This window comes from Paenibacillus sp. GCM10027628 (genome assembly GCF_042676385.1).
GTDB lineage: Bacteria > Bacillota > Bacilli > Paenibacillales > NBRC-103111 > Paenibacillus_E.
Genome location: NZ_JBHTHA010000005.1, coordinates 200358 through 212422, shown reverse-complemented (window position 1 = coordinate 212422; position 12065 = coordinate 200358). Strand labels below are relative to the sequence as shown.

11 protein-coding genes, 3 tRNA genes and 1 riboswitch are annotated in these 12065 nt (G+C 48.6%); of the genes, 8 read left to right on the top strand and 6 right to left on the bottom strand.

Going from position 1 to position 12065, the window contains the following annotated elements:
- Positions 1–192: 192 nt before the first annotated feature.
- The 4 genes from ACFQZT_RS09115 to ACFQZT_RS09100 all read left to right on the top strand — a co-directional run bounded on the left by ACFQZT_RS09115 (position 193) and on the right by ACFQZT_RS09100 (position 721).
- Positions 193–265 (top strand) — tRNA-His (locus ACFQZT_RS09115).
- Positions 266–281: 16 nt separating this feature from the next.
- A tRNA-Gln gene (locus tag ACFQZT_RS09110) sits at positions 282–353 on the top strand.
- Positions 354–367: 14 nt separating this feature from the next.
- Positions 368–449, top strand: a tRNA-Leu gene (locus tag ACFQZT_RS09105).
- 110 nt (positions 450–559) lie between these two features.
- Entirely contained in the window at positions 560–721 is a 162-nt protein-coding gene (locus tag ACFQZT_RS09100; RefSeq protein ID WP_379298855.1) for a hypothetical protein, read from the top strand.
- Positions 722–757: 36 nt separating this feature from the next.
- Here the strand turns inward: ACFQZT_RS09100 and ACFQZT_RS09095 are convergent, their stop codons facing one another.
- The 3 genes from ACFQZT_RS09095 to ACFQZT_RS09085 form a co-directional block, all read right to left on the bottom strand.
- The gene (locus tag ACFQZT_RS09095) at positions 758–937 is read right to left on the bottom strand and encodes an H-type small acid-soluble spore protein (protein WP_379298853.1); all 180 of its coding nucleotides are present in this window, start codon (positions 935–937) and stop codon (positions 758–760) included.
- A gap of 137 nt (positions 938–1074) precedes the next feature.
- Positions 1075–2382: an aminotransferase class I/II-fold pyridoxal phosphate-dependent enzyme gene (locus tag ACFQZT_RS09090; RefSeq protein ID WP_379298851.1), complete on the bottom strand. Its 1308-nt coding sequence runs from the start codon at positions 2380–2382 to the stop codon at positions 1075–1077.
- Positions 2383–2413: 31 nt separating this feature from the next.
- Positions 2414–3052, bottom strand: a complete 639-nt coding sequence (locus tag ACFQZT_RS09085) for a GNAT family N-acetyltransferase (protein WP_379298849.1) — start codon at positions 3050–3052, stop codon at positions 2414–2416.
- A 222-nt stretch (positions 3053–3274) separates the two neighbouring features.
- Between ACFQZT_RS09085 and ACFQZT_RS09080 the strand changes: the two genes are divergently transcribed.
- The 4 genes from ACFQZT_RS09080 to ACFQZT_RS09065 all read left to right on the top strand — a co-directional run bounded on the left by ACFQZT_RS09080 (position 3275) and on the right by ACFQZT_RS09065 (position 8123).
- On the top strand, positions 3275–4318 hold the full coding sequence (locus tag ACFQZT_RS09080) for a glycosyltransferase family 4 protein (RefSeq protein WP_379298847.1): 1044 nt from the start codon (positions 3275–3277) through the stop codon (positions 4316–4318).
- Between the two features lie 19 nt (positions 4319–4337).
- On the top strand, positions 4338–5030 hold the full coding sequence (locus ACFQZT_RS09075) for a glycosyltransferase family A protein (RefSeq protein WP_379298845.1): 693 nt from the start codon (positions 4338–4340) through the stop codon (positions 5028–5030).
- A 33-nt stretch (positions 5031–5063) separates the two neighbouring features.
- Positions 5064–6560: a MocR-like pyridoxine biosynthesis transcription factor PdxR gene (gene pdxR / locus ACFQZT_RS09070; RefSeq protein ID WP_379298843.1), complete on the top strand. Its 1497-nt coding sequence runs from the start codon at positions 5064–5066 to the stop codon at positions 6558–6560.
- A 123-nt stretch (positions 6561–6683) separates the two neighbouring features.
- Complete coding sequence (locus ACFQZT_RS09065) at positions 6684–8123, top strand: NAD-dependent malic enzyme (RefSeq protein ID WP_379298841.1); 1440 nt, start codon at positions 6684–6686, stop codon at positions 8121–8123.
- Between the two features lie 817 nt (positions 8124–8940).
- On the opposite strand, the gene ACFQZT_RS09060 is transcribed toward ACFQZT_RS09065, so the two are convergent.
- The 3 genes from ACFQZT_RS09060 to ACFQZT_RS09050 all read right to left on the bottom strand — a co-directional run bounded on the left by ACFQZT_RS09060 (position 8941) and on the right by ACFQZT_RS09050 (position 11465).
- Positions 8941–10203, bottom strand: a complete 1263-nt coding sequence (locus ACFQZT_RS09060; RefSeq protein WP_379298839.1) for an MFS transporter — start codon at positions 10201–10203, stop codon at positions 8941–8943.
- Between the two features lie 28 nt (positions 10204–10231).
- The gene (gene asd / locus ACFQZT_RS09055; protein WP_379298837.1) at positions 10232–11020 is read right to left on the bottom strand and encodes an archaetidylserine decarboxylase; all 789 of its coding nucleotides are present in this window, start codon (positions 11018–11020) and stop codon (positions 10232–10234) included.
- Positions 11021–11222: 202 nt separating this feature from the next.
- On the bottom strand, positions 11223–11465 hold the full coding sequence (locus ACFQZT_RS09050; protein ID WP_379298835.1) for a hypothetical protein: 243 nt from the start codon (positions 11463–11465) through the stop codon (positions 11223–11225).
- A 187-nt stretch (positions 11466–11652) separates the two neighbouring features.
- Positions 11653–11749: riboswitch (cyclic di-GMP riboswitch) on the bottom strand.
- Positions 11750–12065 lie beyond the last annotated feature (316 nt).

The window sequence follows — 12065 nt, the reverse complement described above, 5'->3', positions numbered from 1 at the left end:
AAGTGCAGTAATGCATGCAGCTGACGAATACTAATCGGTCGAGGGCTTAACCAAGAGTCCCAAGAAAGTGAAGAGAAGCTTCTTAGCTGATTCCAAATACTTTCTCGGGGCCCGGAACAAAACCGGTAAACAAATACCCACACTTTACGCAAGTTTCGTATCTAGTTTTCAGGGAACAAATGCCCTGGTATGGCGGTCGTGGCGAAGGGGTTAACGCACTGGTCTGTGGCTCCAGCATTCGTGGGTTCAAGTCCCATCGATCGCCCTTTTCCCTTCAATATTGGGGATTAGCCAAGCGGTAAGGCAACGGACTTTGACTCCGTCATGCCTAGGTTCGAATCCTAGATCCCCAGTTTTAATTTCATACGCGGTCGTGGTGGAACGGCAGACACACCATCTTGAGGGGGTGGCGCTCACAAGGCGTGAGGGTTCAAATCCCTCCGACCGCATCCCAGTTTTATGAAAAAGCTCTTAGCTAATAAGGGCTTTTTTTTGCTTGAATGAGAATCACATGGTTGGTTATCCTATATCCTATCCGTAGGAAGGTGAGTGGGATGGGATGAACAGTGGGAAGATAGATGAATGGATCCTGCAAAATCTTGATAATGAAGCAGCGCCGGAATTTGCGGACAATCCGGATTTTGATTTGATCCGTGAATATGCGAGGCAGCTTAATGGGGAGATTGATGTTCCGATTTCTACTGGGGAGTATAAAGAATAAGGAGCTAGCCCTAAGAGGGAGCTCCTCATTATGCTTCTATTGTTCAACTAATTGATTCAAAGGGACTACTTGTTCTTGTTCGGGTTGACCAATCGGGTAGATCCGAGCTGTTTCGTTATCTTCATCCACGTGCTGAATGTAAATGGATACCCCTTCGTAAGAAACATTGGCCATGACAGGCGAAGCGGCAATTGCTGCTGCTCTTTGTGAGTTCATGTTAAACAACCTCCTTATTTAATGATACAGACAGATATACTATTTTCTCAAATAGGTATAATTATTCTTAAGTAAAACAGAAAACCAGCCCGTTCTAGCAGAGACTAGAGCGGGCTGGTTTTGTTCGTGATGGCGATTTATTTGGCGGCCACCGTTTCTATATCTTTAACGCTTTGATAAATGATGTTGAACAATTCTTCGATATGGTCTTCTTCGATACAGGAGAACGCAACGCGGAGGTCGGTTTCTCCGAGAGCGATAGTACCAACGCCGTACTGCTCAAGCAGATGAACGCGAAGTGTCTCCGCATCTACAGTTTTTAGCTTGAGGCACATGAAGTAGCCGGAGTTGAATGGGTAATAGCCCCATGCATCATCGAATTTGCCGCTGTCCAGGATCGACTTGGTGCGGTTGGCGCGGCCTTTCATGATCTCGTATTTCTCTTGTTTTTGCTTGCCAAACTCAGGTGAGTTCAAGGCATGCAGGACGAACGTTTGGGAAGGGTGTGGACCGCTGGAAATCGTCGCGCGAATGATACCCATCGTTTTTTGCTCCAGAGCGCTAAGCAATGCATCGCTGTTGCCGGCGTAGGTGATGAATCCGACACGGAAGCCCCAGACATATTCTTCTTTTGTAGCGCCGTCGATTTTAACAGCGAGTACGCGAGGATGAAGCCCCGCCAATTGGCCGAACAACGATTCGTGAAGGGAATCTTCAAAGAAGAGGCCAAAGTAGGCATCATCCGTCAGCACGACGACGTTAATACCGGCATCAGCGGCGTCTTTGATCGCTGCGGCGATCTCGCGGCCCTCTTGGGTGCCTGGCGTATAACCGGTCGGGTTGTTCGGGAAGTTCAGCACGACGATCGCTTTGCCTTTGGATTTTTGCGCCAAAAGCGCTTCGCGAAGCCCTGCTGCGTTAAATTGTTGTTTTTCATTATAGAGCGGATAGTTCACGATTTGTGCGCCGCGGCGGATTTCAAAAGTAAGCTCATAGTTTTCCCAATTTTTGTCCGGAATGATGACGGCATCGCCAACATCAGCGAACAGGTCGGCCGCAATGCTGAGGCCATGTGTCAATGCATTGGTCACGATTGGATTCCCGATCAGCTTATCGCCGATATTCGGGTTTTCCTCGAGCATTTTTTTGCGCCATGCAGAGCGGAGTTCGGGTTTGCCGGCAGGTGGCGCGTATTCATATATATCTTTTGGCGCGTAGGTGGATAGAGTGTCCTGGATTACTTTCAGATGCATGGGCTGCCCGTTTTCGATAGCAATACCGATGGTGGCATTGTATTTCTTGGCTTTCGCTTTAGCTTCGGCAGACTGGCTTAGAATGCCTACCTTTGGGAAGTAAATCGATTTGCCTAATGCAGAAAGCATGGCGTACACGTGAGGATTTTCACGTTCCAAGGTCTCGTTTAACTGTCGTGCCAGAGGATTCATAAGATTCGGTCATTCCTTCCAAATGAGCTGTTCATTTTTTAGGAGTTATTATATCATTTTCACCCGCGAACGTCACGGTGTTCACTAAATTTTCTCGCATGTATTCTTCGAGGCGGTATTTCACGTCAGGCCACTGCGAGTCGATGATACTGAACATAACGGAATCACGGATATATCCGTCGTGGAGAACCCGATGCTGGCGCAGCACGCCCTCCTTTTGCGCGCCAAGCCGCGCTATGGCAGTCTGGGAACGTAAGTTGCGGAGATCGGTTTTAAGCTGTACGCGAAGCATATTTAATGTCTCGAAGCAGTAACGAAGCAGTAAGTATTTACATTCTGTATTCACATGAGTCCGCCAAAAGCGCGGATGATACCACGTATAGCCGATTTCCGTATGGCGATGGGGGACGGAGATATCAAATAGGCGCGTGCTGCCTACGATTTCGCCCGATTCCTTGTCGTAAACGCTATAGGGAAGGCTATGACCTGAATCTTGCTCTTGTAAGGCCTGCTGAATGTAGCGTTCAACATCGGAAGGCTGCAGCAATGGCTCCATGTAATCCCAAATCCGCGGCTCATCCGCAGCCTTGATTAATCTGGATCGATGCGATTCCTTCATAGGAAGCAGTGTGATGCGTTCACCATCTAGTATGACGGGGGAGAGGTTCACTTGTTTTTCTCCTTACCTTTTTAAGAGTGACATCTTGTTTGGTTAGCGTACTGGAGAAAAGGCTCATATAAAAGATCCAATTTATAAAGATTTTAATGTACCATTTATCACCGCATATGGACAAAGTCACATATATAATCGCCGTTCCTTCAATAGAACATGTCTCATACATTGAGAGAAGAGCTTTATTGAACTTTGAAAACCGTGAGAGGACGTGAAGTTTTGTCGGACAAAAACAGCAGCAGTTTCTCGCCATTGAAAATCGTGCAAATATCAAAAAACAACTTGCCGGTTCCTCCAATCGATTACGGTGGGACAGAGCGTGATATCTACTATTTGACAGAAGAGCTGTTACGACGCGGACATGAGGTCATTTTATTCGCTAAAAAAGGTTCGAAGACGAGAGCAAAAATATTTGAGTATCCTAGCGACAACGAAAAGGAACAGCTCGATTTTATCATTCGGAATCTCCCAAAAGATGTCGACATCATCCATGACCATAATGGTATCGTCGCAGCGGCCAATCCCCCAATTCCTACGATTAGGAACTCCCATTGGAAAAAAATACCGAAGGGACAAATTCCCGTTTATGTCAGCGAAACGATTTTGCGAACGGTTGGTAAGGAGAAAGGCTTTTACGTACACAATGGTATAAATATCAATGATTATAAATTTTCGGATAAAAAAGATGACTATCTGCTATTCATCGGCAGAATGTCTCAAGACAAGGGGGTTCATCTCGCCATAGAGGTCGCCAAAAAGACCGGGAGAAAACTAATTCTTGCCGGGCCACAGCGCTCCAAAAAAGAAGTCAGGTATTTCAACACCGTAATCAAGCCGAAACTAAGCGATCGAATCGTTTATATCGGAAGTGTGGGCGGAGAGGAAAAGCAAAACTTGCTATCCAAGGCATATTGCATACTTTTCCCTTCGATCTGGAATGAACCTTTCGGTCTTGTACAAATAGAAGCTCTTGCTTGCGGTACGCCGGTTCTTACATTCAAGCACGGTGCGGCCCCGGAAGTGTTAAAAGGGTTCCCCGGATTACTATGCAACGATGTCGGTGAAATGATTGAAAAAGTTAAATCGGGAGAGAGCTTTCCTTCGCCTACAGCATGCCGCAAATATGTTTCGAAACATTTCACGGATAAAACGATGACGGACAACTTTCTAAAATTATATAAAACTATACTAAATAAAAATATTTATAAAATCATACCTGATTCTGAATGGATAAAGCGCAAAAAGAAACTGTTGCCCAAATAAGAGAAGGAGATGATATGTATTGATTTCGATCATAGCCTGTACGATGAGGCCTTCTTTTATGGATCAAATATTCAGTAATTACGAGCGTCAAGCTGATGTGAAAAAAGAAATGATTATTATTTTGAATCGGGATGATATGGATCTGGAGGTATGGAGAGAAAGGGCTAAGTCTTATGAAAATGTTTCCGTATATAAAGTTTCTGAGACATATAGGTTAGGCAAATGCTTGAATTACGGGATTAAGAAGGCAAAGTATGACATTATTGCGAAATTTGATGATGATGATTATTATGCGGCCGATTACTTAAAAGAAGCGCTGGATGGCATGAAAAAAAGCGAAGCTGATATTATTGGTAAAAATACAGCTTTTATTTATTTTGAAGAAAATAAAGCTCTTATGATATTTAGAGACGGGAACGAAATGAAGTATACGGATAAGCTCAAGGGAGGAACTTTAGTATTTAAAAGATCCGTATGGGATCAAGTGAAATTTTCGGAAGATGTCATAAGTCGCAGTGATGAAATATTTTTAAAAGAAAGTATAAAAAAAGGGTTTAAATTATATGCCGTTTCCAAATACAATTATGTGTGTATACGGAGAAAAGATACAAGCTCGCACACTCAAAAATTGAGTGCAAAGCGTTATATGGAAAAATGTCGATTGAAACGGTATACAGATCGTTATATGTCTCATATTATCAAAAAAATGTGATGCAAGTTTACATGTCAAAAGAAAGGGCATTGTATGGATTTTCATATTCCTTATCACACCTATATAGACCAGTATCCTAGTAAATATGCCGCTTTGTACCACGCGCTTCATGATGCGATTGTAGACGGTAAATTGGAGCCGAACACGAAACTACCTTCCAGCCGGGAGCTGGCGGTCAGCTACGGGATTTCGAGAGGGACTGTGAATCAAGTATACGATATGCTGATTGCAGAAGGTTATTTGGAGGCTGAAGTGGGCCGGGGCACGTATGTGGTCTATCAGGGAGGGAAAGAAGAACGCGGAGGACGCTTGGAAAAGCCGGTTCGGCTTTCTGAATGGGCGATGCGCATTCGAGAGAAGAAAGCTGATCTCGATGTGTGGACCGGGGAAAGACGAAGAGGGTTTCATCGAACGGAAGACGCCGGTATCGAAACTCAAGCGGTCATTTCTTTTCAAATCGGTCATCCGCATATGAATGACTTTCCCCGAGAGATGTGGAACCGCTGTGTGTACGAGCAGGTGCGGCGGATGACAGAGTCGCCGCAGGAGGAAGCTTACGTCGCTGAGGGGCATTATGCGCTTCGCGAAGCGATCGCACAGCACCTGAAGCGGATGCGCGGGATCGATGCGCCTCCGGAACGCATCGTTATCGTCAACGGGTCGATGCAGGCGATCGCGCTGCTGACCCAGACGCTGGTGAATCCGGGCGATCCGGTGATCGTCGAGCGCCCGGGGTATCAGGGTGCCATCCACGCCGTGATGGCGGCCGGCGGGGTGCCCGTCCCCGGCTTCGTGGACGGGCAAGGGCTTGTGCCGCAGCCGTGGGACGCGCGGCTGCTGTTCGTGACGCCCAGCCGCCAGTTCCCTACGGGAGCGGTGCTGGGCCTGGAGCGCCGTCGGCAACTGCTAAGCTGGGCTGCGGCACAGGGCGCTGTCATCGTCGAAGACGACTATGACAGCGAGTTCAGGCACCGCGGGCGGCCGATCGAGCCGCTCAAGGTGCTGGATCAGGAGGGCCGAGTGGTCTACATCGGCACCTTCTCGAAGACGATGCTGCAGGACCTGCGCATCGGGTATGTCGTGCTGCCGGAGGCGCTGCACGACGCCTTTGTGGCCGCGAAGCGGCTGTTCGAGCCGCACCCGTCGGGGCTGCTCGAGCAGCGCTCGCTCGCCGCTTTCATGGCGAGCGGCGGCTACGAGCGACACCTGCGCCGCATGCGGCGGGTGTACGCGAGCAAGTTCTTGCTCCTGCAGGCGCTGCTGCAGGAGCAGCTCTCCACCCTCTTCGAGTGGGTGGAAAGCGATGCCGGGCTGCATCTGTTCGGCTGGTGGCGGGGGGATCCCCGCACCTATGCCGGCTATGCAGCCGCGTGTCGGGCGGCCGGCGTCGAGTGGAGCGACGCCGGGTTCTACGGCCTCCCCGCCGAGCGTGCGGGGGCCTGCTTCGGTTTCTCGCATCTCACCGAGGCGGAGATGCGGCGCGGGGTTGAGATTATGCGGCAAGTAGGGGAAAAAAGTCGAGGAATGTAGATGTTTGCAGGACTGCTTTGACAATAGGCTGTCCTCTTTTTTTGCGCTTTTTTTGGCAGCATTCATTTTCTATGCTATGATCTACGTGTGGTCAATTATTTTATCATGGGAGTGATCCTTGTAATGGCAGGTTTGAACGGTGGAGGCACAAGCGTCATTGTGCGGTTGGAGATGCATAAGGAACAGGTCACATTCGGAAAAATCGCAACTGCGATTGGTGATGCCGGTGGCGATATCGTTGCGGTTGACGTGACGCGTGCAAGCAAATCGACGACGACACGCGATATCACGGTTAATGTTAGCGATCCGCAGCATACAGATGCTATTGTCGCGGCGTTAAACGGCATTCCGGGTGTACGGTTGATTAACGTGTCGGACCAAACGTTCTTGATGCATTTGGGTGGCAAAATTGAAGTAAGTCCGAAAATGCCGATTAAAAATCGGGACGACCTGTCTCGTGTATATACACCGGGTGTAGCCCGGGTTTGTATGGCTATTCATGAAGACTCTTCGAAAGCGCATTCGCTCACGATTAAGCGGAATACGGTTGCGGTTGTCTCCGACGGCACAGCGGTATTGGGATTAGGCAATATCGGTCCGGAAGCGGCGATGCCGGTTATGGAAGGAAAAGCGATGCTGTTCAAACAAATGGCGGGAGTCGATGCCTTCCCGATTTGCTTGGACACGCAGGATACCGAGGAAATTATCCGTACGGTGAAAGCAATTGCGCCTGCGTTTGGCGGTATTAACCTCGAAGATATTTCTTCGCCGCGCTGTTTTGAAATTGAAGAACGATTGATTGAAGAACTGGATATTCCTGTGTTTCATGATGACCAGCATGGTACTGCTGTCGTTATTCTCGCGGGGCTGCTCAACGCAGTTAAGCTGGTCGGTAAGCCGCTGGAGTCCTGCAAAGTGGTCATTACCGGTATCGGTGCTGCGGGTATTGCTTGTACGAAGATGCTGCTGGCTGCCGGAGTCACGAATGTAATTGGTGTTGACCGCCAAGGGGCGATTGTACGAGGGGAAACATATTCGAATTCTGCATGGGAATGGTACGCAGCAAACACGAATCCCAACATGCAAAGCGGTACATTATCGGATGTGATTGCCGGTGCGGATATTTTCATCGGTCTCTCAGGACCTGGCGTTTTGAAAGTCGAGGATGTGAAACGCATGGCAGCGGATCCGATCGTCTTCGCAATGGCGAATCCGACTCCGGAAATTACGCCGGAAGAAGCGGAGCCGTATGTGCGTGTCATGGCGACAGGACGTTCGGATTATCCGAATCAGATCAACAATGTGCTCTGCTTCCCTGGCATTTTCCGCGGGGTGTTGGATTGCCGTGCTTCCCGGATTACCCAAGAAATGAAGCTGGCTGCCGCTAAAGCGATCGCATCGGTGGTCAATGACGATGAATTGAATGAATATTACATCATTCCGAGTGTGTTCAATCATTCCGTCGTCGAAAAGGTTCGCGAGGCTGTGATGGAAGCTGCCTACGAATCCGGCGTAGCTAGACGTAGAAGTCCGCGAGAACTGCAGGACGCTCATCACGACTAAGTAAAGAGGCGATCCGAAAGTGATCGCATGAATGATCTTGCTTTCAGATTTAATAAGAAAGAACCTCCAATTCCACATGAAAAGTGGAGATGGGGGTTCTTTTTTTATCTAGCTCGAAGTGGGGGAATCGGAAGTACGAGTTAGGGAAGTGGGAGGAGGGGGAAAGGAGAAAGGAGAAAGGAGAAAGGAGAAAGGAGAAAGGAGAAAGGAGAAAGGAGAAAGGAGAAGGAACAGTGGAAGATGGAAGAAGTGGAGTAGAGAGTGAACAGTGTGATTGATACACAGGTACCGCTGCAAGCGTTCCGGGGATCAGCAGGCGCAGGAAGATGGCCAATGTCCCCGCATGAAAAAGAGAATTTGGACCATTGTTCGCTAATAGAGACCTTTGGGTCTCAATAACCGAGCTAGCTTACCATTGAATGAGAGAATAGAGAACAATTGACCATATCTAACGAACAAAGTTCTTTAAATATAGACGTTTGTTCTCTATTGCGGTGATTTTGCTGTTTTGTCACCTTTTAGCGTCAAAGTGTGCTACTAATAACGACTGTGGTTCGTTATTCAAGCCATGGGGCAAGGAGGTGGCAACGTGGCAGCACCTACGGATGCGAAATTCGGTTTTGGGAAGCAACGAATGCGACTTTAATGACGATGACTCGATGACCCAGGGCTTGCCTGATCGCGACAGAAGCGCAGCTCGGAGCACTTAACTGTAGATTGTTGTCTCCATGAAAAAAGACCTTTTCTGCCTGTAAAATGGCATGAAACGGTCTTTTTAGGCATTCGCAAACGGCTATGCCCTCAGCACAGCCTCGTGTTACGCAGCGCTTTCTTCCGTCCATTGCTTCAATTTGCGGTCGGAAGGAAGCAGGAAGGTCAATAAACCAAGCAGCGGCAGGAACGCGCATAGTTCCATCACGCGGGTTGTGCCGAATGTATCGCTCAAGTTCCCGATCACAACGCTGCCGATGCCGCCCATGCCAAAAGCAAGTCCGGTGATGAGACCGGATACGGTCCCCACTTTGCCGGGATACAGCATTTGGGCATAAACGACGGTTACGGAGAAACTGGATAAAAGAATAAATCCGATAATGACGAGCAGGATATAAGCCCATGTAAAGTTCACATATGGCAGCAACAAGGCAAAGGGTGCTGAACCGAGCATGGAAAAGAAGATCACATTTCTTCGGCCAAAACGGTCGGCCAGCGGCCCGCCAAAAAATGTTCCTACCGCGCCAGCAGCCAGAAACAGGAAGATGAAATCTTGCGCACGGTCAATGGACAAGCCGTATTTATCGTGCAGGAAGAAGGCGAAGTACCCGCTCATCGCGGCTCCGTACCAAGAGCGGACGAAGACGAGGAAGATGAGCATGCAAATGGCGAAGAGCACTTGCTTGCGCCGCTGCGGATTGACGGCACGCTGCACGACTGCTTTGGCCTTGATAGGGGCCGTTTGCAGCACGGTTTTATACCAGCGAGCGATATACAGCTGAACCGCGATGGCTACTGCGGCTACACCCGTGAACCAAATGGAGCCGAATAGACCTAGAGGAATGAAGATCCATTTGGTCATGATTGGAGCGAGCGATTGTCCGGCGTTACCGCCGACCTGGAAGATCGATTGGGCAAGCCCCTTGCGTCCGCCAGCGGCCATGTGGGACACGCGCGAACCTTCGGGATGGAAAGCCGCCGAGCCCAGCCCCACGAAACATACCGACAACAGGACAACCCAGTACGATGGCGCAAAGGCGAGAAGCAGCATCCCGATTAACGTGGATGCCATCCCGATCGGCAGCATGTAAGGGGACGGTTTGCGGTCGGTGTAAAGCCCAACGACCGGCTGCATAATGGAAGCGGTAAAATTGATCGCGAATTGTACCCACCCCACTTGGGTGTAACTTAGACCCATTTCGCTTTTTAAAATGGGAAAAATCGCGGGAATAACGGATTGGATAGAATCATTAAGCAAATGTACGAGACTAATGGCAAAAAGGATGCGGTACACAGTAGGTTTGATATCTCCGGTTCCCTGCAAGCCATGCGAGCTTGGTTTTGGAGACGTCGTTGTTGTTGTAGCCATGGAACTCTCCCTCCGGGAGCCCGGTCTGTTATTTCTCTATGAAACTGCCGAGTTCTTCTCCCATTTTGACTTTAGAGCCTAGTTGCAAATCTTTGCGCGATTCAAACATTTCATCTTCAAACAGCAGGACGACAGTCGAACCAAACTCAAAATAAGCCAGTTCTTGTCCGCGTTCCAGATGATTCGGCAGCGGCTCCACATATTGAATGCTGCTGACATTGAGCGCCCCGACTTTCACCACAGCAACCTCGCCGGTACCGTGCTGCATGAACGTAATCAGCCTTTCGTTGCGGCTCAGAACTCTGCGCATATGTCGCAGACCGAACTCGTTTACGGGATACACTTTACCCGGCACGTGTTCTTTCTCAAGGATGTCGCCTGTGATCGGAGAGTGAATGCGGTGGTAATCGGTAGGGCTCAAATACAGAACGAAGTAAAAACCGTTCTTATAGTTGACCGTACGCGGCGAACGATTCAGCAATTCATCGATCGTATAGTCCTGGCCTTTGACATTCAGAATCAACCCGTCCTTAATGTCTCCAATGCCTGTAATCATGGCGTCAACGGGACTAACGACGCGAGTCGCATCCTCATGAATCGGACGTAAACCGGGTTTTAATCTACGTGTGAAAAAATCGTTCAAGGACATATAGTCCTTGATATGCTTCTCAGCATCCTCAATCCGGATGCCATAGGTTTGGGCAAAGCGCGGAATAAAAAGACGGCTGGCCTTGGATTTGGCGAAAGCTCCTGTCAACTGCGACACCCACTTGCGTGATGACAGCTCGGTCAGCAATCGAAAAAACGGTTTGGACATAAGTAAGTAACTCCTGTTCATTCAGTCAAGGTAGGAGAGACGATGAGCATATGAGCAAATGGACCAAAGCTCAAAAATCTCTATAAATAGTTCTTCGCTTATCTTGCCATAGATAGGTAAAAGAATCAATTGCCATATGGGGCAAGGGAGGGCAGCGATACATAGAAAAAAACAGCCTAGCGGCTGTTTTCATGTCATTCTCCTAGTCCAGCTTATATTCCCCGCAAGTATGGCAGGTAGCAAAGTTGACGGAAATGGGGATTTGGGATCCTGCATATTTGATGCATTGGATTGGCGTTCTCAAAGCAGGCTCGGCAATGCTTGTACAGTACTTGCAGTTTGCGATTTGCTCCAATGCGGCAATCAAGGGCAGCGAATATTGCGCATCAGCATGCTTGTGAAGCGGTCGATCATCTGCGAATGGCCTCGGTACAGGATTTCTCATAGACAGACCTCTTTTCGTGATAGGAATGTAGAACCGATTTCAAGGTAATTTCCCTAAGGTGACGAAAATCTTCGAAGCCAAGTCCGGTGATTACATGGAGAGCCCGTCTTGCATGAAAAATGAGCTGCGAGCATTTGCCTAATCTCCAAAAAAAGCCGCCCTAAGCAGGCGGCTTGGCTCGTCCGATTAGGGTAACCCGGCTATCGTAGCGAATGTATTGGACATGCGCTTTAGACCCGTGGCTTTGCGTACCCGACTTTCGTACGGGGCTGCCTTTTTCCAAATGTAAACGCTTTATTCTTGTGAACTATCATAGCATACCAAATCGTCATATGTCATTAGGAATGAAAAGTATTTCCAGTCACGAAAGCGTCAATGCTAGAGCTGAACTCCTGATGCAGGTTGTCCAAACGAAAAACAGGAAGGAGGTGACACGGAAATGTCCATACTCATTGTGGTGCTGGCATACATCCTACCGCCTTTTTACATGGAGATAGCTCAGGAGCGGTTAGGCAAATTGCTGCTTGCAACTTAGTGAATGCGCAGAACGTTTAGAGCAAGAAGACTTGGCATCCAAACTTTAATGAAGAAGGTGAAGAC

What these genes read in the sequence shown, in the direction of transcription:
- pdxR (WP_379298843.1), top strand. Translation starts at nt 5,064, where the DNA reads ATGGATTTTCATATTCCTTATCACACCTATATAGACCAGTATCCTAGT.
- asd (WP_379298837.1), bottom strand. Translation starts at nt 11,020, where the DNA reads ATGTCCAAACCGTTTTTTCGATTGCTGACCGAGCTGTCATCACGCAAG.
- ACFQZT_RS09100 (WP_379298855.1), top strand. Translation starts at nt 560, where the DNA reads ATGAACAGTGGGAAGATAGATGAATGGATCCTGCAAAATCTTGATAAT.
- ACFQZT_RS09065 (WP_379298841.1), top strand. Translation starts at nt 6,684, where the DNA reads ATGGCAGGTTTGAACGGTGGAGGCACAAGCGTCATTGTGCGGTTGGAG.
- ACFQZT_RS09090 (WP_379298851.1), bottom strand. Translation starts at nt 2,382, where the DNA reads ATGAATCCTCTGGCACGACAGTTAAACGAGACCTTGGAACGTGAAAAT.
- ACFQZT_RS09095 (WP_379298853.1), bottom strand. Translation starts at nt 937, where the DNA reads ATGAACTCACAAAGAGCAGCAGCAATTGCCGCTTCGCCTGTCATGGCC.
- ACFQZT_RS09050 (WP_379298835.1), bottom strand. Translation starts at nt 11,465, where the DNA reads ATGAGAAATCCTGTACCGAGGCCATTCGCAGATGATCGACCGCTTCAC.
- ACFQZT_RS09060 (WP_379298839.1), bottom strand. Translation starts at nt 10,203, where the DNA reads ATGGCTACAACAACAACGACGTCTCCAAAACCAAGCTCGCATGGCTTG.